16 protein-coding genes are annotated in these 21643 nt (G+C 68.1%); 8 read left to right on the top strand and 8 right to left on the bottom strand.

The window, feature by feature from the left end:
- Positions 1–37: 37 nt before the first annotated feature.
- The 5 genes from LRX76_RS01560 to LRX76_RS01540 all read right to left on the bottom strand — a co-directional run bounded on the left by LRX76_RS01560 (position 38) and on the right by LRX76_RS01540 (position 5349).
- On the bottom strand, positions 38–1429 hold the full coding sequence (locus LRX76_RS01560; RefSeq protein ID WP_231801096.1) for a heavy metal sensor histidine kinase: 1392 nt from the start codon (positions 1427–1429) through the stop codon (positions 38–40).
- The gene (locus tag LRX76_RS01555; RefSeq protein WP_231801095.1) at positions 1426–2109 is read right to left on the bottom strand and encodes a heavy metal response regulator transcription factor; all 684 of its coding nucleotides are present in this window, start codon (positions 2107–2109) and stop codon (positions 1426–1428) included. The genes LRX76_RS01560 and LRX76_RS01555 overlap by 4 nt, the downstream gene beginning before the upstream one ends.
- Positions 2110–2173: 64 nt before the next feature.
- Positions 2174–3061 carry an SDR family NAD(P)-dependent oxidoreductase gene (locus LRX76_RS01550; protein ID WP_231801084.1) on the bottom strand — a complete coding sequence of 296 codons (888 nt, stop codon included), beginning with the start codon at positions 3059–3061 and terminating at the stop codon, positions 2174–2176.
- Between the two features lie 31 nt (positions 3062–3092).
- Complete coding sequence (locus tag LRX76_RS01545; protein WP_231801072.1) at positions 3093–4418, bottom strand: MFS transporter; 1326 nt, start codon at positions 4416–4418, stop codon at positions 3093–3095.
- Positions 4405–5349 (bottom strand): aldo/keto reductase, encoded by a 945-nt coding sequence (locus LRX76_RS01540; RefSeq protein WP_231801070.1) that lies wholly within the window; start codon positions 5347–5349, stop codon positions 4405–4407. Before LRX76_RS01540 ends, LRX76_RS01545 begins: the two co-directional genes overlap by 14 nt.
- Positions 5350–5622: 273 nt before the next feature.
- Here LRX76_RS01540 and prfB point away from each other — a divergent pair.
- The 4 genes from prfB to LRX76_RS01520 all read left to right on the top strand — a co-directional run bounded on the left by prfB (position 5623) and on the right by LRX76_RS01520 (position 11861).
- Positions 5623–6748 (top strand): peptide chain release factor 2 gene (prfB, locus tag LRX76_RS01535; RefSeq protein ID WP_231801068.1). Its coding sequence is split into 2 segments (ribosomal slippage): positions 5623–5697 and positions 5699–6748, totalling 1125 coding nucleotides; the frame shifts between segments, so codons are not numbered across the junction.
- Between the two features lie 107 nt (positions 6749–6855).
- Positions 6856–8376: a lysine--tRNA ligase gene (gene lysS, locus LRX76_RS01530; protein WP_231801066.1), complete on the top strand. Its 1521-nt coding sequence runs from the start codon at positions 6856–6858 to the stop codon at positions 8374–8376.
- A gap of 190 nt (positions 8377–8566) precedes the next feature.
- Positions 8567–9643: a two-component system response regulator gene (locus LRX76_RS01525; protein WP_231801065.1), complete on the top strand. Its 1077-nt coding sequence runs from the start codon at positions 8567–8569 to the stop codon at positions 9641–9643.
- Position 9644: 1 nt separating this feature from the next.
- Positions 9645–11861: a response regulator gene (locus LRX76_RS01520; protein WP_231801064.1), complete on the top strand. Its 2217-nt coding sequence runs from the start codon at positions 9645–9647 to the stop codon at positions 11859–11861.
- A 26-nt stretch (positions 11862–11887) separates the two neighbouring features.
- Here the strand turns inward: LRX76_RS01520 and LRX76_RS01515 are convergent, their stop codons facing one another.
- Both LRX76_RS01515 and LRX76_RS01510 read right to left on the bottom strand, forming a co-directional pair.
- Positions 11888–12760, bottom strand: coding sequence for a crotonase/enoyl-CoA hydratase family protein (locus LRX76_RS01515; RefSeq protein ID WP_231801059.1), 873 nt, complete (start codon positions 12758–12760; stop codon positions 11888–11890).
- Positions 12761–12933: 173 nt separating this feature from the next.
- Positions 12934–14616 carry a long-chain fatty acid--CoA ligase gene (locus LRX76_RS01510; RefSeq protein ID WP_231801057.1) on the bottom strand — a complete coding sequence of 561 codons (1683 nt, stop codon included), beginning with the start codon at positions 14614–14616 and terminating at the stop codon, positions 12934–12936.
- Between the two features lie 147 nt (positions 14617–14763).
- Between LRX76_RS01510 and LRX76_RS01505 the strand changes: the two genes are divergently transcribed.
- Positions 14764–15168: a nuclear transport factor 2 family protein gene (locus LRX76_RS01505; RefSeq protein ID WP_231801056.1), complete on the top strand. Its 405-nt coding sequence runs from the start codon at positions 14764–14766 to the stop codon at positions 15166–15168.
- A 137-nt stretch (positions 15169–15305) separates the two neighbouring features.
- Here LRX76_RS01505 and acnA read toward each other — a convergent pair whose 3' ends face one another.
- Entirely contained in the window at positions 15306–18074 is a 2769-nt protein-coding gene (gene acnA / locus LRX76_RS01500) for an aconitate hydratase AcnA (protein WP_231801055.1), read from the bottom strand.
- 149 nt (positions 18075–18223) lie between these two features.
- Here acnA and LRX76_RS01495 point away from each other — a divergent pair, with 149 nt between their 5' ends.
- Genes LRX76_RS01495 through acnB form a run of 3 tightly spaced genes read left to right on the top strand, consistent with a single transcriptional unit; the run spans position 18224 to position 21539 of the window.
- Entirely contained in the window at positions 18224–18481 is a 258-nt protein-coding gene (locus LRX76_RS01495) for an AbrB/MazE/SpoVT family DNA-binding domain-containing protein (protein WP_231801051.1), read from the top strand.
- Complete coding sequence (locus tag LRX76_RS01490) at positions 18478–18900, top strand: type II toxin-antitoxin system VapC family toxin (RefSeq protein WP_231801048.1); 423 nt, start codon at positions 18478–18480, stop codon at positions 18898–18900. The genes LRX76_RS01495 and LRX76_RS01490 overlap by 4 nt, the downstream gene beginning before the upstream one ends.
- A gap of 47 nt (positions 18901–18947) precedes the next feature.
- Complete coding sequence (gene acnB / locus LRX76_RS01485) at positions 18948–21539, top strand: bifunctional aconitate hydratase 2/2-methylisocitrate dehydratase (protein WP_231801047.1); 2592 nt, start codon at positions 18948–18950, stop codon at positions 21537–21539.
- Positions 21540–21643 lie beyond the last annotated feature (104 nt).

The following is a 21643-nucleotide window of genomic DNA, read 5'->3' as shown; positions in this document are numbered from 1 at the left end:
GCGATGCAGGAGCTGCAGATAGCTTGGTTTGCTCGCCTCAGCCCGGCGGCCGCCGCGGCAGGCGGAACCCGACCTGCACGCGGCCTTCGCCGCAGCGGGCGAAAACGCTGCCGCCATGCAGCTGGACGATGGCCTTGACGATGGCCAGGCCCAGCCCCTGGTGCTGGTCGCTGCTGGTCCGCGACGGGTCGGCGCGGTAGAAGCGGTCGAACAGGTGCGACAGCTGTTCCTGCGGGATCGGACCGCCGGGATTGCTGACCGTCACGACCGCCTCGTCGTCGCTGTCGGCAATGGTCACCAGCACCGTGCCACCGGGCTCGCCATGCCTCAGCGCGTTGTCGATCAGGTTGGTCATCGCGCGCGCATACAGCGAGTCCTCGACCCGCACGCGGGCATCGCCGACGATCTCCAGCCGGGTCCCCGCGTCATCCAGCAGTATCTCCAGGAACTCGGCGGCCTTGCGGGTCTCCTCGCGCAGCGACACCTCGATCGGGTCGCGGGCGCTCTCGCCGCGATCGGCGCGGGCCAGGAACAGCATCGCGTTGACGATGCCGCGCAGCCGTTCCAGTTCCTCAAGGTTCGACTGCAGCACCGTCTCCAGCGCCGCGCTGTCGCGCGGCCGCGACAGCGCCACCTGGGTCTCGCCGATCAGGTTGCCCAGCGGCGTGCGCAGCTCGTGGGCGACATCGGCGTTGAAGGCCGACAGCTTCAGGTAGGCGTGCTCCAGCCGCGCCAGCGCCTGGTTCAGTGCCAGCACCAGGCCTTCCAGCTCGGCCGGCAGGGCGTCGTCGGGCAGGCGTCGTGCGAGGTCGCGGGCATCCAGCCGCCGCGCATGCTCGGACAGCCGGTCCACCGGCGCCAGCCCGTGCCGGGCGATGCGCCAGCCCAGCGCGAACACCGCCAGCATCGACAGCAGCAGCACCATCGCGATGGCGGCCGTCACAGCGACCACGGTGGCCTCGACGTCGCTCATCGCCGCGGCGATCACCAGCCGCACCGGCGGCCGCTGGCCATCGGCGGGCAGGTCGTGGACGAGGGTCACGAAGCGCCTGCCGTCGAGCTCGGCGCGGGCGTAGCGCTCGCCGTTGCCGCCCTCGGCGAACGCCTGCGGGCGGATCTGCAGCCGCTGCAGCACGTCCTCGCCTATGCGCCAGCGCGGGTCGTCGCTGGCGGCCAGGAAGTACAGGCTGCCGTCGTCGGGGCTGAAATCGGCCAGCTTGGCGGCGAAGTGGCGCCAGCGTTCGAGGTCGTCTACATGGCGTACCAGGCGCTCGACGATGACGTGGCGCGCATGCAGTTCCTCGCGCTTGTGCCGCTGCAGCTCGTGGTACATGAACAGGAACAGCGCCAGCGCGGCGATGCTCAGCACGGCGGTGACGGCCAGCCCGAACATCCACGCCAGCCGCGACGCGATCGAGCGCGGTTTCACGGGGCCTCGTCCTCGCGCGGCTCCAGTACGTAGCCCATGCCGCGCACGGTGTGCAGCAGCTTCGGCTCGCCCGGCTCCTCCAGCTTGGCGCGCAGGCGCTTGACCGCCACCTCGACCACGTTGGTGCTGGTGTCGAAGTTGATGTCCCAGACCGCCTCGCTGATGACCGTCTTGGACAGGATCTGCGAGCGGCGGCGCGCCAGCAGCGCCAGCAGGGCGAACTCCTTGGCGGTCAGGTTCAGGCGCCGGCCGCGGCGGATGGCGCGGCGGGTGATCAGGTCCAGGTGCAGGTCGCCGACCTGCATCTGCGTGGTCTCGTGGTTGCGGCCGCGGCGGGTGATGGCATGCAGCCGCGCCAGCAGTTCCAGGAACGAGAACGGCTTGACCAGGTAGTCGTCGGCGCCGGCGCCCAGGCCGGCCAGGCGGTCCTCGATCGGGTCGCGCGCGGTCAGCACGATCACCGGCGTGTCGCGCGAGGCGCGCAGCGAGCGCAGCACCTGCATGCCGTCCATCTTCGGCAGCATCACGTCCAGCACGATGGCGTCGTAGTCGCAGGTCAACGCCAGGTGCAGGCCGTCGGGACCGTTGTCGGCATGGTCGACCGTGTAGCCCTGTTCGCCCAAGCCGCGGGTCAGGTAGCCCGCGGTCTTGGCTTCGTCCTCGACAATCAGGATCTTCATAGCGGCCATGGTACGACGTGGCTTGGGCGATTCGAGTGCGATGCCGCCCGCGGGTCGGCGGCGGTCATTGCTCGCGCAGGACGTCCAGGCGCGAGAACGATTGCGATACCGGCATGACCTCGATGCGGTTGACGTTCACGTGCGGCGGCAGGTTGGCGGCCCAGTAGATGCTCTCGGCCAGGTCCTCGGCCGTCAGCGGATCGGCGCCGCCGTAGGTGCGCTGCGATGCCGCCTGGTCGCCGCCGGTACGGACCAGGGTGAACTCGGTTTCCACCAGTCCCGGCAGGATCACCGTCACCCGGGTGCCGGTGCCACGCAGGTCGCTGCGCAGCCCCATCGAGAACTGCTCGACGAAGGCCTTGGTGCCACCGTAGACGTTGCCGCCGGCATAGGGGTAGCGCCCGGCCACCGAGCCGATGTTGATCACGTGCCCGCGCCGCTCGATCAGTTGGGGCAGCAGGCGGTGGGTGAGGGTGGCCAGCGCGGTGATGTTGGTGTCGATCATGACGCGCCAGTCCTCCAGGTCGGCCTGCTGCGCCGGCTCCGTGCCGCGTGCCAGCCCGGCGTTGTTGACCAGCAGGTCGATCTGGCGGAAGCCTTCGGGCAGCGCCGCCAGCGCCCGCTCCATCGCCTGCGCGTCGCGTACGTCGAACACCGCCGGGTGGACGGTGTCGCGGCCGAACTCCTCGACCAGCGGCTGCAGCCGTTCGGCCCGGCGGCCGGTGGCGATCACCTTCCAGCCCTCGGCGGCGAAGCGGCGCGCCGTCGCCGCGCCGATGCCCGAGGTCGCGCCGGTGACCAGCACCGTGCGCTGCGGCGGGCCGGGGGCGGGTTGCGGCGACGGCGCGGCCGCCGTATCGGCGGCCTGCGCGGCGAGCGCGGGGCCGGCGGCAAGCAGCAGGAGGGCCAGCAGCAGGGCCGGTACGGTACGCGGAGCAGGGTGGGGACGCATGGAACCTCCTGGGATGGCGAGAGGGGAGGGATCAGGACCGGGCGGGGGACGGGGCGGGGCGGTCGGGCTCCTGGAGCTGCTCGCGACGGCGCTGCGCACGGCCCAGCAGCGCGCCATTGCCGGCCCACACCAGTGCCAGGGCGCTGCCGATCAGCATCGCCGCGGCGGGATGGTTGCCGAGCATGTCGATGCCATGCTTGACCCAGCCGCTGACGGCGTCGCCGCCGCGATAGACGACGGTGTCGATGAAGTTCTTGGCCTTGTACTTATGTTCCGGCTGCACCACCGTGTAGAGCATCTCCCGGCCCGGTCGCACCAGCGCGTACTCGCCGGCGCGGCGCACCACCATCACCACCGCCAGCACCGCGAACACCGGCGCCAGCGCCAGCCACAGGAAGCCGGCGGCCACGACCAGCGGCACCGCCACCAGCAGCACCCCCACGCCCAGCTTCTGCGCGATGCGGCCGGTGAGGAACAGCTGGGTCAGGATCGCCAGCGACTGCACCACGATGTCGATGATGCCGAACACCTGGGTCTGCCGGGTCTTGTCCGGGAACGCGGCTTCCACCAGCTTGGCCTGCTCGAAGTACAGGAAGGTGTTGGCGGTGGCCAGCAGCACCACGAAGGTGGCGATGCCCAGCAGGTAGGGCGAGCGGAACACCGCGGTGGCGCCGGCGAACGGATTGCCGCCCAGCGGCCTGCTGCGCGCCGCCTGTTCTTCCGCGCCCGGCGGATGGCGGTCGCGCCAGCGCTGCAGCCAGATGCCGGCCGCCGCGCTGCCGGCCAGCATCAGCGCCGACAGCAGCAACAGGCCGGCATGGCCTATCGGGACCACCAGCACGGTGCCGAGCAACGGCCCGACCAGCCCGCCGAGGCTGGCGCCGCCGGCCATCAGCGCGAACAGCCGCTTGGCTTGCGAACTGACGAAGATATCGGCCAGCACGCTCCAGGCCAGCGAGATCGTCAGCATGTTGAACACCGACAGCCACACGTAGAACATGCGTGCGGCCCAGATGCTGTCCGGCCGCGCCGCCAGCACCGCGGCGAACGCCAGCAGGTTGAGCACGAAGAAGCCGTAGGTCCACAGCTGGATCCGCCGCCTGCGCACCTGCGAGGCCAGCCAGCCGAACAGCGGCAGCGCGACCAGGGTGGCGACGAAGGTCGCGGTGAACAGCCACTGCAGGTTGCGCACGCCGCCGGCGATGCCCATGGTCTCGCGCACCGGCCGCAGCATGAAGTAGCCGGCGAACAGCAGGAAGAACATCAGCAGTGCGGCGGCCACCGCGCCGGCCTCGTGCGGCCTGACGTTGAACAGGCGCGCCAGCAGCGGCGCGCGCCCGGATTCAGGCGACGGCACGGATCACGTCCTGCTGCTGGGCAGGACTGAGCATGGGGCCCAGGCCGGCCTTGAACTGGTCGAGCTGGCGGTCGGGACGGCTGGTGGCGGGGATCACCGCGGTCACCGCCGGTGCGCTGAGCGCGAACTTGAGGAAGACCTGCGACCAGGAACCGACCTGGGCCTCTCCGGCCCAGGCGGGCAGGGGCTTGCCGGATACCTTGGGGAACAGCCGGCCGTCGTCGAAGGCGCGGTTGATCAGCACCGCGATGCCCTTGTCGCGCGCCAGCGGCAGTACCGTCTTCGCCGCCTCGGTGGCGTTGGGCGAGTAGTTGATCTGGATGAAGTCCAGCGTCTGCGTGCGCATCACCTGCTCCAGCTCGGGCAGCCCGGAAGCGACATAGTGGGTGACGCCGACATAGCGGGTCTTGCCCTGCGCCTTGAGTTCCTGCGCGTAGGGCAGCTGGCGCTTCCAGTCGCGCAGGTTGTGCACCTGCAGCAGCTCCACCTTGTCGGTGCGCAGCCGCCGCAGCGATTCCTGCCACTGCGCCACCGCGGCCTCGTGGCTGTCGGCGGCGATCTTGGTGGCCAGGAAGCAGCGCGGGCGCCAGTTGCCCTCGGCCAGCAGGGTGCCCAGCACCTCGTCGGCGCCGCCGTAGTTGGGCGAGGTATCGAACACCGTGCCGCCGCCCTCGAAGAACTCCTTCAGCACCAGCTTCAACTGCTCGTACTTCTCCGTGCCGGGCGTGGCCTCGAAGCTGCCCGAGGTGCCGGCGCCGATCACCGGGATCTGCTCGCCGCTGGACGGGATCGCGCGGCGGGCGATGCCGCCGCCTGCGGCCGCGGCGGCCTGGCCGAACCCGGCGGCGAAGGCCGGGCCGGCGGCGGCAGCGAGGCTGGCCATGGCCAGCGATGACAGGGTCGTGCCCAGGAACTGACGGCGGCTGTGCATGGCGGTCTCCGTGAACAGTTGTCGATGGAAACCGATCCTAGCGTCGTTGCCGTCGGCCGCCGCTGACGGCAGCCTGACAATCGTGTCATCTGCCGCGGCCCCGGCTACGACTGCATCGCCGATTGCACAGGGGCGGGCCATGGCCCGCCGTCGCTGGCCGCGACGGACGCCGCGATGGCGGGATGCAACCGCGGGGGACCCCGGCGCGGACCGCCCCGATCGCGCGCAGCTGCTAGAATTGCGGGCCTTTCGTTCCACACGCCCGTTACCGCAATGATCGAACTGAATCCCATCCGCCAGCGCATCGCCGATCTCCACGACCGGATGGTCTCGCTCCGGGGGTATCTTTGACTACGATGCCAAGCGCGAGCGCCTGGAGGAAGTAGTCCGCGAGCTGGAGAACCCCGACGTCTGGAACGATTCCGAGCGCGCCCAGGCGCTGGGCCGCGAACGTTCCGTGCTGGAGAAGTTCGTCAACGGCATCGCCGAAGTGCAGGACGGCCTGGCCGAGGCCGGCGAACTGCTCGACCTGGCCGAGAGCGAGCAGGACGAGGAGACCGCGCAGGCCGTGGTCGCCGACGTCGACCGCCACCAGCGCCACGTCGAGAAGCTGGAGTTCCAGCGCATGTTCTCCGGCGAGATGGATTCGGCCAACGCCTTCGTCGACATCCAGGCCGGCGCCGGCGGCACCGAGGCGCAGGACTGGGCCGAGATGCTGCTGCGCATGTACCTGCGCTGGTGCGAGTCGCGCGGCTGGAAGACCGAGCTGCTGGAAGTGTCCGGCGGCGACGTGGCGGGCATCAAGTCGGCTACCTTCCGCGTCGAGGGCGAGTTCGCCTATGGCTGGCTGAAGACCGAGATCGGCGTGCACCGGCTGGTGCGCAAGTCGCCGTTCGACTCGGACAACCGCCGCCACACCAGCTTCACCTCGGTGTTCGTGGCCCCGGAGGTCGACGACAACATCGACATCCAGATCAACCCGGCCGACCTGAAGACCGACGTCTACCGCTCCTCCGGCGCCGGCGGCCAGCACGTCAACAAGACCGAGTCGGCGGTGCGCATCCACCACATCCCCTCGGGCGTGGTGGTGGCCTGCCAGACCGAGCGCAGCCAGCACGCCAACCGCGACCGCGCGATGAAGATGCTGGCGGCCAAGCTGTACGAGCTGGAGATCCAGAAGCGCAACGCCGAGAAGGATGCGGTGGAGGCCACCAAGTCCGACATCGGCTGGGGCAGCCAGATCCGCAACTACGTGCTCGACCAGAGCCGCATCAAGGACCTGCGCACCGGCATCGAGCGCAGCGATACGCAGAAGGTGCTCGACGGCGACCTGGACGAGTTCGTCGAGGCCAGCCTGAAGGCCGGCCTGGAGGCCGGCTCCAAACGCGCCGACGCGTAGGCAACGCCGGGATTCGGGATTGGGGACAGGGGATTCGTGAAGCGAGGCGAATCCGCGGCCCTTCTCCGAATCCCGATCCCCAATCCCGAATTCCCCCAAGAACCGCCATGACCGACCAGACCCCCGCACCGCAGACGCCCGCCGCCGACGAGAACAGCCTCATCGCCGAGCGCCGCGGCAAACTCAAGGCGCTGCGCGAGCAGGGGATCGCCTATCCAAACGACTTCCGCCGCGAGGACTTCGCCGGCGAACTGCAGGCCGAGTACGCCGATGCCGGGCAGTGGACGCACGACGCTCTGGAAGGCTCGCCGCGGCGGGTGCGGATGGCCGGCCGGCTGATGGCCAAGCGGGTGATGGGCAAGGCCAGCTTCGCGCAGATCCAGGACGAATCCGGGCGCATCCAGCTGTTCCTGCAGGCCAACGCACTGGGCGATGCCTACGATGCCTTCAAGGGCTGGGACGTGGGCGACATCGTCGGCGTGGAGGGCGGGCTGACCCGCACCAAGACCGGCGAGCTGTCGGTCAAGGCCGCCTCGCTCCGCCTGCTGACCAAGTCGCTGCGGCCGCTGCCGGACAAGTGGCACGGCCTGAGCGACGTCGAGCAGCGCTACCGCCAGCGCTACGTCGACCTGATCGTCAATCCCGAGTCGCGCGAGGTGTTCGTCAAGCGCTCGAAGATCATCCGCGCCATCCGCGCCTGGCTGGACGCGCGCCACTTCCTGGAAGTGGAGACGCCGATGATGCAGGTCATCCCCGGCGGTGCCACCGCCAAGCCGTTCGTCACCCACCACAACGCGCTCGACATCGACCTGTACCTGCGCATCGCCCCGGAACTTTACCTCAAGCGGCTGGTGGTGGGCGGCTTCGAGCGCGTCTACGAGATCAACCGCAACTTCCGCAACGAGGGCGTGTCCACCCGGCACAACCCCGAGTTCACCATGCTCGAGCTGTACCAGGCCTACGCCACCTACACCGAGATCATGGACCTGACCGAGGCGGTGATCCGCGACGTCGCCTCCCAGGTGCTGGGCACCACCGTGTTCCACTGGGACGGGGCCGACATCGACGTGGGCCCTGCTTTCCGCCGCTGGCGCATGGACGAGGCGGTACGCCACTACAACCCGGAGATCGCCGCCGCCGAGACCACCGACCGCGATGCGCTGGCGCGCCACTGCGAGCGGCTGAAGATCAAGACCAAGCCCTCCTGGGGCTGGGGCAAGCTGCTGCAGGAGATCTTCGAGGCCACGGTGGAGGACAAGCTGGTGCAGCCGACCTTCATCACCTCGCATCCGGTGGAAGTCTCGCCGCTGGCCCGTGCCAGCGACACCGATCCGGGCTATACCGACCGCTTCGAGCTGTTCATCAACGGCAAGGAGATCGCCAACGGCTTCTCCGAGCTCAACGACCCGGAGGACCAGGCCGCACGCTTCAAGGCGCAGGTGGCCGCTCTGGAGGGCGGTGACGACGAGGCCATGCACTATGACGCCGACTACATCCGTGCGCTGGAGTACGGAATGTCGCCGACCGGCGGCCTCGGCATCGGCATCGACCGGCTGGTGATGCTGCTGACCGGCAGCAGTTCCATCCGCGACGTGCTGCTGTTCCCCTACATGCGTCCGGAAGCCTGACCGCGTACACATCGCCATGACTTGACCGGCGCTATTTCTGCGTATGCTATCGACCCAGGCCAGGTCTGGCCCGGGCTGCAGTAAGGACCGGGTGGCAGCCGCCACCCGCGGAGCTGTGGGGAGAATGCAGATGCAGTACCTCAGCAGTGCATGGCCGACAGCCCCTTCCACGGACGATCGATTCGCGTGGATGGGGGGAGCACACAACAGCTTGAACATCGTCATCGTCGACGACCAGAAATCCGCCCGCACCATGCTGCGCGGTGTGATCGAGGACATTTCCCCGGAGCTGCACGTACACGATTTCGGCGAGCCGCAACAGGCACTGGACTGGTGCGAGGCCAGCCAGGTCGACCTGCTGCTGCTCGACTACCGCATGCCCGGCATCGACGGCCTGGAGTTCGCGCGCCGTTTCCGCCGGCTGCCCCGGCACCGCGACATCCCGATCGTGCTGATCACCGTGGTCGGCGACGAGCCGGTGCGGCAGGCGGCACTGGAAGCCGGCGTGATCGACTTCCTGGTCAAGCCGATCCGCCCGCGCGAGCTGCGGGCGCGCTGCAACAACCTGCTGCAGTTGCGCCAGCACAGCGAGAACGCCAAGCAGCGCGCGCTGTCGCTGGAGCAGCGCCTGTTGTCGAGCATGCACGAGGTGGAGGAGCGCGAGCGCGAGACCCTGTCGCGGCTGGCGCGGGCCATCGAGTACCGTGACAACGGGACCAGCGCCTACCTGGAGCGCATGTCGCATATCGCCGGGCTGATAGCCGAGCAGATGGGACTGTCGGAGGAGGAAGTGCGCATCATCGAAATGGCCGCAACGCTGCACGACATGGGCAAGATCGCCATTCCCGACTCGGTGCTGCTCAAGCCCGGCAAGCTCACCGAGGAGGAAATGGAGGTCATGCGCCGCCATCCCCGCATCGGCTACGAACTGCTAAGCGGCAGCCAGAACCGTTTCATCCAGGTCGGTGCGCTGATCGCGCTGCGCCACCACGAGCGCTACGACGGCAGCGGCTATCCCGATGGGCTGGCGGGCGAGGCGATTCCGTTGGAGGCGCGCATCGTCGCGGTGGCCGACGTGTGCGACGCGCTGCTGTCGGAGCGGCCCTACAAGCCGGCATGGACGATGGATGCGACCCTGGCTTACCTCTACGCGCAGCGTGGGCGCCTGTTCGATCCGCGTTGCGTGGATGCACTGCTGCGTGCGCGCAGGCGGTTGGAGGAAATCTGCGACCGCTATTCGACCGCTTCCGCGCGGCCCGGGCTCTGACATGCGTGATCTCCTGCTCGCTCTGTACCGCCGGCTCGCACGGCGCGAGGACAGCGAGCATGCGCAGACCGTGATCCGCATCGCGATCTTCTGCGCCGTCATCGCCGCGATGACGATCGCCGTGCCGCTCGGCCTGCTCGACCGCGACGTCTACCGGATTTCGGTGGCGATGAGCGCGTTGGGTGCTGCGATCGGGCTTGGGCTGCTGTGCTGGATTCTCCTCAATCCCAGGCGTTCGGACTTGCGCCGGGTCATCGGCATGGTCACCGACTACGGCCTGATGACCGTGGCGATGGCAAGCCAGGGCGAGCCGCTGGCCTGGCTGTACGTCATCCTCATGTGGGTCACTGTGGGCAATGGCCTGCGCTACGGCAACGCCTATCTGATCGGTGCGGTTCTGGCGGCCTGCACGGGCTTCGGCATCGTGCTCGCCAGCAGCGACTACTGGCGACAGAACATCGGGCTCGGACTGGGGCTGTGGCTCGGACTTGCGGCAATTCCCCTTTATCTGTCCGGGCTGTTGCGCCGGCTCACCCGCGCCACCGCGGAGGCGCGCCGCGCCAGCGAGGCCAAGAGCCGGTTCCTCGCCAACATGAGTCATGAGTTCCGCACTCCCCTCAATGGCCTGTCGGGCATGACCGACCTGCTGGCAACTACCAATCTGGACGCAGAGCAACGCGAATGCGTGGTCACCATCCAGGCATCGTCCCGGAGCCTGCTGGCGCTGGTGGAGGAGGTGCTGGATATCTCCGCGATCGAGGCGGGAAAGCTCCGCGTCAGCAAGCAGGACTTCTCGCTACGGGAACTGATAGACGCTGTGGGCTTGATCCTGGAGCCGCAGGCCAGAGCCAAGCGGCTCGATTACCTCGTCGAGGTCGGGTCGGACGTACCGGACCGGTTACGAGGCGATCCCAGCCATCTGCGGCAGATCCTGTTGAACCTGGCCGGCAATGCGGTGAAGTTCACCGACAGCGGACGCGTCGTCGTGCGCGTGGAGACCGTGCCTCCCGCGCCGTCCTCGCCTCGGGAAGATACGATCCGGCTGCGGCTGGAGATTGCCGATACCGGCATCGGTGTGCCGCAGGAAGCACGTGGCCGTCTATTCGAAGCCTTCGAGCAGGCCGATGTGGGCATGACTCGCCGCTACGAGGGAAGCGGCCTGGGGACGACCATCGCCAAGGGGCTGGCTGAAGCGATGGGTGGCGCCATCGGCTTCCAGGACAACTTCCCCAATGGCAGCCGTTTCTGGGTGGAATTGCCGTTCGAGGCGGGGGCGGTGGAAGTCCCGCAGGCCGAGACGCGGCGAGACGATACCCCTCCCTCCCTGGATGCGATGGCGCAAGGCAATGTGATCGCCTTCGCCGATCCCTTCCTGCGCCATCGCGCACGCGTGCGCAGCATGCATCTGCTGGTCGCCGACGACCACCAGGCGAACAGGATGGTGCTGCAGCGGCTGCTGCAGAAGGCCGGTCATCGGGTTACCTGCGTCGACGGCGGCGAGGCCGTCCTGGATGCACTCGCGGACAGCGATTTCGATGCGGCCATCGTCGATCTGCATATGCCGGGCATGAGTGGACTGGACCTGCTAAAGCAACTGCGGGTCATGCAGGCCGGCACGAGCACGATGCGCACGCCGGTACTGGTGCTCAGCGCGGACGTTACGCCCGACGCCATTCGGCGCTGCGAACAGGCCGGCGCGCATGCCTTTCTCGCCAAGCCGGTGGCGTCGATCCGGCTGCTTGACGTCCTTGCCGGGATCGCCGACCGGCGCAACACGCGCAGCGGCAGCGGCGTCGACCCCGTGCCAGTCCGGCCTGCACAGCCGGCTACGGAGGTCGATGGCGTGCTCGATCCCCGTGTGCTGGACGAACTGGCCGCGCTGGGCATGGGCGGAGAGTTCGAGCGCGAGTTCGTCCGCCAGTGTCTGGAGGATGCCGCCGAATGCATGCGCGGCATCGGGCTCAGCGGTGGGCCAGCAGACTGGAACGGCCTGCGCGACCACGCCCATGCGCTACGCGGCGTGGCCAGCAATCTCGGCTTGGCCAGGCTGGCGGCGCAAAGCCTGGAACTGATGCAGATGCCCGACTGGCAGCTTCGGGGCGAGTGGCGCCAGCGCCTGGCCACGCTCGAACAGTATCTGGAAGAGGGGCGCAGCGAATTGCACCGCCGTCTGCGCAATGGCGGGCTCGGCGTCACCGAAAGGCCGGGACCGGGCTGACCGGCCCGGCTCCGGTTGCGTTCACCTCACGCCGCTTCCTTGTCGGCGCGACGCATCTGCGCGCGCACCAGCCTATCCATCATCCGCAGCGACTTGTCGTCCAGCGCCAGCGCGGTATCGACCCATACTGTGGTGATATCGAGCAGTTCCTGGTGGGGCACGGTCTGTGCCAGGCGCCGTGCGGCGTTCATCGCCAGGCAGGCATGGGGTACCCGCTGTTCGCGCTGGATGATCTGCTGCACCGCCGCCACGCCATCGCCGCGCGGGACAAGGACATCGACCACGCCCAGGGCATGCATCTCCTGGGAACTGTAGATGCGTCCCTCTAGGATCATGCGCTCGGCCAACTGCGGCGAGATCCTGCGGCTGAGGAAAGAGTAGGCCCCCATGCCGGGGAACAGGCCGAACAGGACCTCCGGCAGGCCCATGCCGACACCTTCCTCGGCGACTATGGTATGGCAGGCCAGCGCCATCTCCATCCCTCCGCCAAGGGCGTCGCCCTGCACCAGCGCGATGCTGCGCACGTCGCCGCCCAGCCCTGTATGCAATGTGTGCACGCCATCGATGCAGCGACGGGCGTAGTCCAGCAGGTGGCCGCGATCGCGCTCGCGGATCAGCCGCGAGAACAGCTGCAGGTCGCCGCCAAGATTGAAGGCGGTGGCTTCTGATGCAAGCACGAAGTGGCGCAGCCTACCGGGCTGGCGTTCGGAGACGGGCTGGGTGATCGAAGCGGTGAAGTCCCACATCTCGTCTAGTAGTTCCGGACGAAAGCAGGGTCTGGAGCCATTGGGGGCATCGTGGTGCATGAACATCCAGTGGCTGTTGCCATCGCTGGAGGTCTCTGCGCGGATGGTGGAATAGGCGTTGCCGTTGCTGGGCAGCTTCTCGATCATGCTCATCGGAGGTTCCTCGGAGAATGCCCGCAGGGGAGGAGGACGTGGGCGGCGGGCATGGCGTGTCCCACGTGCCGATCCTAACTCGCGCCCGGCGCACGCAAAGAGACGGGGGCTTCCTTGCGGAAGCCCCCGTGTCGATCGACATGTTGCACGGCTCTGCGGCCGCACCGAGGTACTCAGTCCGGCGGCGTGTCGCGCAGCTCCCTGCGCAGGATCTTGCCGACGTTGGTCTTGGGCAGTTCCTTGCGGAACTCGACGATGCGCGGGTGCTTGTAGCCGGTCAGGTTGGCGCGGGCATGTTCCTTGACCTGCTCCTCGGTGAGGTTCGGGTCCTTCTTGACGATGACCACCTTGACGATCTCGCCCGACTTCTCGCTGGGCACGCCCACGGCGGCCACCTCCAGCACGCCGGGCATCATCGCGATGACGTCCTCGATCTCGTTCGGGTACACGTTGAACCCGGATACCAGGATCATGTCCTTCTTGCGATCGACGATGTAGAAGAAGCCCTTCTCGTCCATCCGCGCCATGTCGCCGGTGTGCAGCCAGCCCTCGGCATCGATCGCCTTGGCGGTCTCCTCGGGGCGGCGCCAGTAGCCCTTCATGACCTGCGGGCCCTGGAAGCACAATTCGCCGATCTCGCCGGTTGCCAGCACGTTGCCGCTGTCGTCCTTGATGCAGGCGTCGGTGGACGGGATCGGCAGGCCGATGGAGCCGTTGAATTCCTTCAGGTCCAGCGGGTTGATGCATGCGGCCGGGGAGGTCTCGGTCAGGCCGTAGGCCTCCACCAGGGTCACGCCGGTCACCTGCTTCCAGCGCTCGGCCACCGCCCGCTGCACCGCCATGCCGCCGCCCAGGGTGACCTTGAGCGAGGAGAAGTCGAGCCTGTCGAAGCCGGGGGTGTTGAGCAGGCCGTTGAACAGCGTGTTGACGCCGGTGATCGCGGTGAAGCGGATCCTGCTCAGCTCCTTGATGAAGCCGGGCATGTCGCGCGGGTTGGTGATCAGGTAGTTCAGCCCGCCGAGCTTCATGAAGACCAGCCCGTTCGCGGTCAGCGCGAAGATGTGGTACAGCGGCAGCGCGGTGACGACCACCTCGTTGCCTTCCTCGATCTGGCCGGTGGCCGAGATCCAGGCCGAGGCCTGCTGCATGTTGGCCACCAGGTTGCGGTGGGTGAGCATCGCGCCCTTGGCCACGCCGGTGGTGCCGCCGGTGTACTGCAGGAAGGCGATGTCCCCGCCGTCGATGTCCAGCGCCGGCAGCGTGTGCTTGCGGCCCAGCGCCAGCGCCTCGCGAAAGCGGATGGCGCCGGCGATGCGGTAGTCCGGCACCATCTTCTTGACGTACCTGAGCACGAAGTTGACCAGCGGGCCCTTGGGGAAGCCGAGCATGTCGCCCAGGCCGGTGGTGACCACCTGCCTGACCTGGGTATCGGCGATGACCTGCTGCACGGTGCCGCCGAAGTTGTCGACCACCACCAGCACGCTGGCTTCCGAATCGATCAGCTGGTGCTTCAGCTCGCGCCCGGTGTACAGCGGGTTGACGTTGACCACGGTCAGCCCGGCGCGCAGCACGCCGAAGATCGCGATCGGGTATTGCAGGCAGTTGGGCATCATCAGGGCGACGCGATCGCCCTTCTTGAGTTGCAGCTCGCCCAGCAGGTAGGCGGCGAACTGGGTGACCAGGGCGTCGGTCTCGCCGTAGGTCAGGACCTTGCCGAAACTGGAGTAGGCGGGGCGGTCGCGGAACTTGGCGACGGATGTCTCGAAAACCGCAGCGACGGATCGGAATTCGTCTACATCGATTTCCGCCGGGACACCGGCGGGATAACTCTGCAGCCACGGTTTTTGCTGGTTCATATCCCCCCCGAGGGATGACTGGAGCGTTCTGCGCGGGATGAAACGTGTCCGTGCGGGTGGCAGGATACCGTTACGGATAGAAAAGGCGAAGTGTGGATGATTCGGTATACGACCTTTGGATACTGCCGGTGGCTGCTGGTTCTCGCCGTGCTGGCGACGCTGCTGGCGGGCTGTTCGCGCGAAACGCCCGACATGCGTCTGCGCGCAAGCGTCGAGCAGATGCACTCGGCCCTGGGAGAGCGCGATCCCGCCGGTTTCATGGAATACGTCGCGGCGGATTTTTCCGGCAATGGCGGCATGGATCGCGCTGCGCTGCACAATCTCCTGCGCGCCCAGCTGCTCGCCAACGCCCGCCTCGGCGCGACGCTGGGGCCGCTGCAGGTGCAGTTGCACGACGATCATGCGACGGTGCGCTTCCACGTCGTGCTGACCGGCAGCGACAACCGCGTGCTGCCGGAGCGGGCCGGCGGCTATTCGGTGACCAGCGGCTGGCGCGACGAGGACGGCCACTGGCGCGCGTACTACGCCGACTGGCGCGCGGCGGACGAATGAAGGCCGTGGCGACCGCACTGTAGGAGCGACTTCAGTCGCGAAGGCTTTACCGGTAAAGCCCATCGTGACTGAAGTCGCTCCTGCAACAGCGCGATGCCTGGCGCTCCCTCGCCAGGCCGCGCATGCCTTGCTTGCTCTCAGGCCGCCCTGCGCGAGGCCAGCTGCCGCAGCACGTACTGCAGCAGGCCGCCGTGCTTGAAGTACTCCACTTCCTTCGGGGTAAGCAGCAGCACCTTGACCTGGAACTGGACGACATTGCCGTCGGCCTTGTGCGCGGTGACGGCGGCGCGCTTGCTGGCGCCGTCGTCCAGGCCGCCGATGTCGAACACTTCCGAGCCGTCCAGCCCCAGGCTCTGCGCGTTCTCGCCGTCGAGGAACTGCAGCGGCAGCACGCCCATGCCGACCAGGTTGGAGCGGTGGATGCGCTCGAAGCTCTCGGCGATCACCGCCTTGACCCCGAGCAGGTTGGTGCCCTTGGCGGCCCAGTCGCGCGAGGATCCGGTGCCGTATTCCTTGCCGGCGATCACCACCAGCGGCACGCCGTCGGCCTTGTACTTCACCGCCGCGTCGTAGATCGCCAGCTTCTCCGGCGTGCCGCCGCCGGCCGGGTAGTACAGGGTGTTGCCGCCTTCCTCGCCGCCGAACATGAGGTTCTTGATGCGGATGTTGGCGAAGGTGCCGCGCACCATCACGTCGTCGTTGCCGCGGCGGCTGCCGTAGCTGTTGAAGTCGGCCGGCTGCACGCCGCGCGACTGCAGGAAGCGTCCGGCCGGCGAGTCCTTCTTGATGTTGCCGGCCGGGGAGATGTGGTCGGTGGTGATCGAGTCGCCGAACAGCCCCAGCACGCGCGCGCCGTGCACGTCGTCGACGTGGCCGACCTGCATCGTCATGCCGTCGAAATAGGGCGGGTTCTTGATGTAGGTCGAGGCCGCATCCCATTCGTACAGCTCGCCGTCGGGCGAGTCGATGGCGTTCCAGCGGTTGTCGCCCTTGAACACGTCGGCGTAGTTCTGCTTGAACATCTCCGGGCCGATGGTCGCGGCGATGGTGTCGCCGATCTCCTTGTTGCTGGGCCAGATGTCGCGCAGGTAGACCGGTTCGCCGTCGCTGCCGGTGCCCAGCGGCTCGGAGGTCAGGTCGATGTCGGTGGTGCCGGCGATGGCGTAGGCCACCACCAGCGGCGGCGAGGCGAGGTAGTTCATCTTCACTTCGGGATGCACGCGGCCCTCGAAGTTGCGGTTGCCCGACAGCACCGAGGCCACCACCAGGTCGTCGCGCGCGATCGCCGCCGAGACGTCGTCCGGCAGCGGGCCGGAGTTGCCGATGCAGGTGGTGCAGCCATAGCCGACCACGTAGAAGCCGAGCTTCTCCAGGTCGTCGAGCACGCCGGCCTTGGCCAGGTAGTCGGTGACCACGCGCGAGCCCGGCCCGAGCGAGGTCTTGACCCACGGCTGGGCCTTGAGCCCGCGCGCGGCCGCGTTGCGCGCCAGCAGGCCGGCGCCCAGCATCACCGCGGGGTTGGAGGTGTTGGTGCAGGAGGTGATCGCGGCGATCACCACCGAGCCGTCGCGTACCTGCCAGCCGGCGCCGCTGTCGGGATCGGATTCGGCCTGCGAGGCCTTGGCGCCGACCGCGGTGCCGCCGCCGCCTTCGTTCTTGAGCCGGTCTTCCTGCCTGAGGTCGGCTACGCGCTTGCCGCGGGCATCGACGAACGGCTTGAGGTTGTCGCGGAAGTTGCGCTGCATGTCCTCCAGCAGCACGCGGTCCTGCGGGCGCTTGGGCCCGGCCAGCGACGGCTTGACCTCGCCCATGTCCAGCTCCAGCGTGGCGCTGTACTGCGCATGCGGGCTGTCGGCGTCGTGCCACAGGCCCTGGGCCTTGGCGTAGGCCTCGACCAGCGCGATCTGCTCCTCGCTGCGGCCGGACAGGCGCAGGTAGTGGATGGCCTCGGCGTCGATCGGGAAGATGCCGCAGGTGGCGCCGTACTCCGGCGCCATGTTGCCGATGGTGGCGCGGTCGGCCAGCGGCAGGTGCTGCAGGCCGTCGCCGTAGAACTCGACGAACTTGCCCACCACGCCGTGCTTGCGCAGCATCTGGGTGACGGTGAGCACCAGGTCGGTGGCGGTGGCGCCCTCGGGCAGGCGGCCGGTGAGGCGGAAGCCGACCACCTGCGGGATCAGCATCGACGAGGGCTGGCCGAGCATGGCCGCCTCGGCCTCGATGCCGCCCACGCCCCAGCCGAGCACGCCGATGCCGTTGATCATGGTGGTGTGCGAGTCGGTGCCGAACACGGTGTCGGGGTAGGCGAACGCAGTGCCGTCCCTGTCGGCGGTCATCACCACGCGCGCCAGGTTCTCTAGGTTCACCTGGTGGACGATGCCGGTGTTGGGCGGCACCACCTTGAAGTTGTCGAACGCCTTCTGTCCCCAGCGCAGGAAACCGTAGCGCTCCTTGTTGCGCTGGAACTCGATCTTGCCGTTGAGGTCGAGCGCATCGGCCTTGCCGAACACGTCCACCTGCACCGAGTGGTCGATCACCAGCTCGGAGGGGATCAGCGGGTTGATCTGCTCGGCGTTGCCGCCGAGCTTGACCACCGCGTCGCGCATCGCCGCCAGGTCCACCACGCAGGGCACGCCGGTGAAGTCCTGCAGCACCACGCGCGCCGGCATGAAGGCGATCTCGGTATCCGGCTCGGCCCGGGGATCCCACTGCGCGACCGCCTCGATGTGCTCCTTGCCGACAGTGATGCCGCCGTCCTCGTGCCGGAGCAGGTTCTCCAGCAGGATCTTCATCGAGTAGGGCAGGCGGGTGATGTCGAAGTGCTGCCCGAGCGTGGGCAGGCTGTAGTAGGCGTAGCGCTTGCCGCCGACTTCCAGCTCGCTACGGGTGGAGAACGAGTCGTTCATGGTGGAACTCCTATGGCATTGGGCTCTAGGGACTGCGACATTCTGACCGATTCACCGTGTAGGCCCGGTGTGGCGGACCAGACATGCGGGCTTGAGTATGAAAAATCAAGTATGTATCATGTATGCATACTTCGAGAGGGCACTTCCCCATGGAAGCCACCGTTGCCGAACGCGGCCAGATCACCTTGCCCAAGGCGGTGCGCGATGCGCTGGGCCTGACCAAGGGCACCACGCTCAAGGTCGAGCTGGACGGCGGGCGCATCATCCTGCGCAAGAACGTGGACGACGCCATTTCCCGTGCCCGGGGCCGTTTCAAGCTGCCGCCGGGCGTGACCACCGACGATGTGATGCGTGAATTGCGCGGCCGCGCCCCGGGCGATCCCATCGACGAGAACGGTGATCCTTGATTGCGATCGACTCCTCCGTCCTGATCGACCTGCTCGGCGAAGACGAAACCCGCGTCGACGCCGCCGAGGGCTGCGTGCGCGAAGCGCTGGCGCAGGGTCCGGTCGTGCTGTGCGAGGTGGTGGTCAGCGAGATCACCGCCGGCCTGGGATTCGGCGCGGACATCATGGACGTGGTCGAGGAAATGGGCATGCGCTACCTGCCGATCGAACGCCGCGCCGCGATCCGCGCCGGCGAGATGCAGCGCCGCTACAACCAGCGCCGCAAGGTCGCCGGTGCCGCCATTCCCGCGCGCACCGTCCCCGATTTCCTCGTCGGCGCCCACGCCATGCTCCAGTGCAGCGCGCTGATCACCCGCGATGCCGGCTTCTTTCGCGATTACTTCAAGGGCCTGAAGATCATCGTTCCCAAGCCCGCCTGATTCGACCTCTTACCGCTCAACAGCGTTTTCCCCGGAGACACCCCGCAATGTTGGAAGCCTATCGCCACCACGCTGCCGAGCGCGCCGCGCTCGGAATCCCGCCGCTGCCGCTGAGCGCGCAGCAGACCGCCGAACTGGTCGAGCTGATCAAGCACCCTCCGGCCGGCGAGGAGCAGTTCCTGGTCGAACTGATCACCCACCGCGTGCCGGCCGGCGTGGACGATGCCGCCAAGGTCAAGGCCTCGTACCTGGCCGCGGTCGCCTTCGGCAGCGAGAAGACCGCGCTGATCACCCCGGCCCGCGCCACCGAGCTGCTGGGCACGATGCTGGGCGGCTACAACATCCACCCGTTGATCGAGCTGCTCGACGACGCCGAGCTGGGCGCGGTCGCCGCCGAGGGACTCAAGCACACCCTGCTGGTGTTCGACGCCTTCCACGACGTGCAGGAGAAGGCCGAGGCCGGCAACGCCAATGCTCAGGCCGTGCTGAAGAGCTGGGCCGAGGCCGAGTGGTTCACCAGCAAGCCGGAAGTGCCGCAGAGCCTGACCATCACCGTGTTCAAGGTGCCGGGCGAGACCAACACCGATGACCTGTCGCCGGCGCCCGACGCCACCACCCGCCCGGACATCCCGATGCACGCGCTGGCGATGCTGAAGAACAAGCGCGACGGCGCCCCGTTCGTGCCGGAGGAAGACGGCAAGCGCGGCCCGATCCAGGCCATCGCCGAGCTGAAGGACAAGGGCCACCTGGTCGCCTACGTCGGCGACGTGGTCGGCACCGGCTCCTCGCGCAAGTCGGCGACCAACAGCGTGCTGTGGTGGACCGGCGAGGACATCCCGTTCATCCCCAACAAGCGCTTCGGCGGCGTGTGCCTGGGCAGCAAGATCGCGCCGATCTTCTACAACACCATGGAGGACGCCGGCGCGCTGCCGATCGAGCTGGACGTGTCGAAGATGGAGCACGGCGACGTCATCGAGTTGCGGCCGTACGACGGCAAGGCGCTGAAGGACGGGCAGGTGGTCGCCGAGTTCGAGCTCAAGTCCGAGGTGCTGCTGGACGAGGTGCGCGCCGGCGGCCGCATCCCGCTGATCATCGGCCGCGGCCTGACCGCCAAGGCGCGCGAGGCGCTGAAGCTGGCCCCGACCGAGCTGTTCCGGCTGCCGGTCAACCCGCCCGACACCGGCCGCGGCTTCTCGCTGGCGCAGAAGATGGTCGGCCGCGCCTGCGGCCTGCCGGAAGGCCAGGGCATGCGCCCGGGCACCTACTGCGAGCCGAAGATGACCTCGGTGGGTTCGCAGGACACCACCGGCCCGATGACCCGCGACGAGCTGAAGGACCTGGCCTGCCTGGGCTTCTCCGCCGACCTCGTCATGCAGTCGTTCTGCCACACCGCCGCCTATCCGAAGCCGGTGGACGTGAAGACCCACCACACCCTGCCGGAGTTCATCTCCACCCGCGGAGGCGTCTCGCTGCGGCCGGGCGACGGCGTGATCCACAGCTGGCTCAACCGCATGCTGCTGCCGGACACCGTCGGCACCGGCGGCGATTCGCACACCCGCTTCCCGATCGGCATCTCGTTCCCGGCCGGCTCGGGCCTGGTCGCCTTCGCCGCGGCCACCGGGGTGATGCCGCTGGACATGCCCGAGAGCGTGCTGGTGCGCTTCAAGGGCCAGATGCAGCCGGGCGTGACCCTGCGCGACCTGGTCAACGCGATCCCGCTGTACGCGATCAGGCAGGGCCTGCTGACCGTGGCCAAGGCCGGCAAGAAGAACATCTTCTCCGGCCGCATCCTCGAGATCGAGGGCCTGCCGGAGCTGAAGGTGGAGCAGGCGTTCGAGCTGTCCGACGCCTCGGCCGAGCGCTCGGCCGCCGGCTGCACGGTGCGCCTGAACAAGGAGCCGATCATCGAGTACCTCAACAGCAACATCACGCTGCTGAAGTGGATGATCGCCGAGGGCTACGCCGACGCGCGCACCCTGGGCCGCCGCATCAAGAAGATGGAGGAGTGGCTGGCCGACCCGCAGCTGCTCGAGCCGGATGCCGACGCCGAGTACGCCGCCGTCATCGAGATCGACCTGGCCGACGTGCACGAGCCGATCGTGGCCTGCCCGAACGACCCGGACGACGTGAAGACGCTGTCCGAGGTCGCCGGCGCCAAGATCGACGAGGTGTTCATCGGCTCGTGCATGACCAACATCGGCCACTTCCGCGCCGCGGCCAAGCTGCTGGAAGGCAAGCGCGACATCCCCACGCGGCTGTGGGTCGCGCCGCCGACCAAGATGGATGCCTCCGAGCTGACCAAGGAAGGCCACTACGGCACCTTCGGTGCGGCCGGCGCGCGCATGGAGATGCCGGGCTGCTCGCTGTGCATGGGCAACCAGGCGCAGGCGCGCGAGGGCGCCACCGTGTTCTCCACCTCCACCCGCAACTTCCCCAACCGCCTGGGCCGCAATACCAACGTCTACCTGGGCTCGGCGGAACTGGCAGCGATCTGCTCGCGGCTGGGACGGATCCCGACCAAGGACGAGTACATGGCCGACGTGGGCGTGATCAAGACCAGCGGCGACCAGATCTATCGCTACATGAACTTCGACCAGATCCAGGACTACCAGGACGTGGCCGACTCGGTCGCGGCCTGATCGCCGCGGGAATGCGGCAAGCGAAAAGCCCGGCGTCAGCCGGGCTTTTCGTTGTCGGGCGGTGCCGCATCCGGCCCGGGCCGCGCCTTCTCCTGTAGGAGCGA

The sequence above is a fragment of the Stenotrophomonas sp. MMGLT7 genome (assembly GCF_021168555.1).
GTDB lineage: Bacteria > Pseudomonadota > Gammaproteobacteria > Xanthomonadales > Xanthomonadaceae > MMGLT7.
This window is presented reverse-complemented; position numbering and strand designations above follow the sequence as displayed.

Bases quoted from the DNA above. Each gene is read 5' to 3' on its own strand.
- LRX76_RS01510 (WP_231801057.1), bottom strand. From the start codon at position 14,616: ATGAACCAGCAAAAACCGTGGCTGCAGAGTTATCCCGCCGGTGTCCCG.
- lysS (WP_231801066.1), top strand. From the start codon at position 6,856: ATGACCGACCAGACCCCCGCACCGCAGACGCCCGCCGCCGACGAGAAC.
- LRX76_RS01520 (WP_231801064.1), top strand. From the start codon at position 9,645: ATGCGTGATCTCCTGCTCGCTCTGTACCGCCGGCTCGCACGGCGCGAG.
- acnB (WP_231801047.1), top strand. From the start codon at position 18,948: ATGTTGGAAGCCTATCGCCACCACGCTGCCGAGCGCGCCGCGCTCGGA.
- acnA (WP_231801055.1), bottom strand. From the start codon at position 18,074: ATGAACGACTCGTTCTCCACCCGTAGCGAGCTGGAAGTCGGCGGCAAG.
- LRX76_RS01540 (WP_231801070.1), bottom strand. From the start codon at position 5,349: ATGCACAGCCGCCGTCAGTTCCTGGGCACGACCCTGTCATCGCTGGCC.
- LRX76_RS01550 (WP_231801084.1), bottom strand. From the start codon at position 3,061: ATGCGTCCCCACCCTGCTCCGCGTACCGTACCGGCCCTGCTGCTGGCC.
- LRX76_RS01495 (WP_231801051.1), top strand. From the start codon at position 18,224: ATGGAAGCCACCGTTGCCGAACGCGGCCAGATCACCTTGCCCAAGGCG.
- LRX76_RS01515 (WP_231801059.1), bottom strand. From the start codon at position 12,760: ATGAGCATGATCGAGAAGCTGCCCAGCAACGGCAACGCCTATTCCACC.
- LRX76_RS01525 (WP_231801065.1), top strand. From the start codon at position 8,567: ATGGGGGGAGCACACAACAGCTTGAACATCGTCATCGTCGACGACCAG.
- LRX76_RS01555 (WP_231801095.1), bottom strand. From the start codon at position 2,109: ATGAAGATCCTGATTGTCGAGGACGAAGCCAAGACCGCGGGCTACCTG.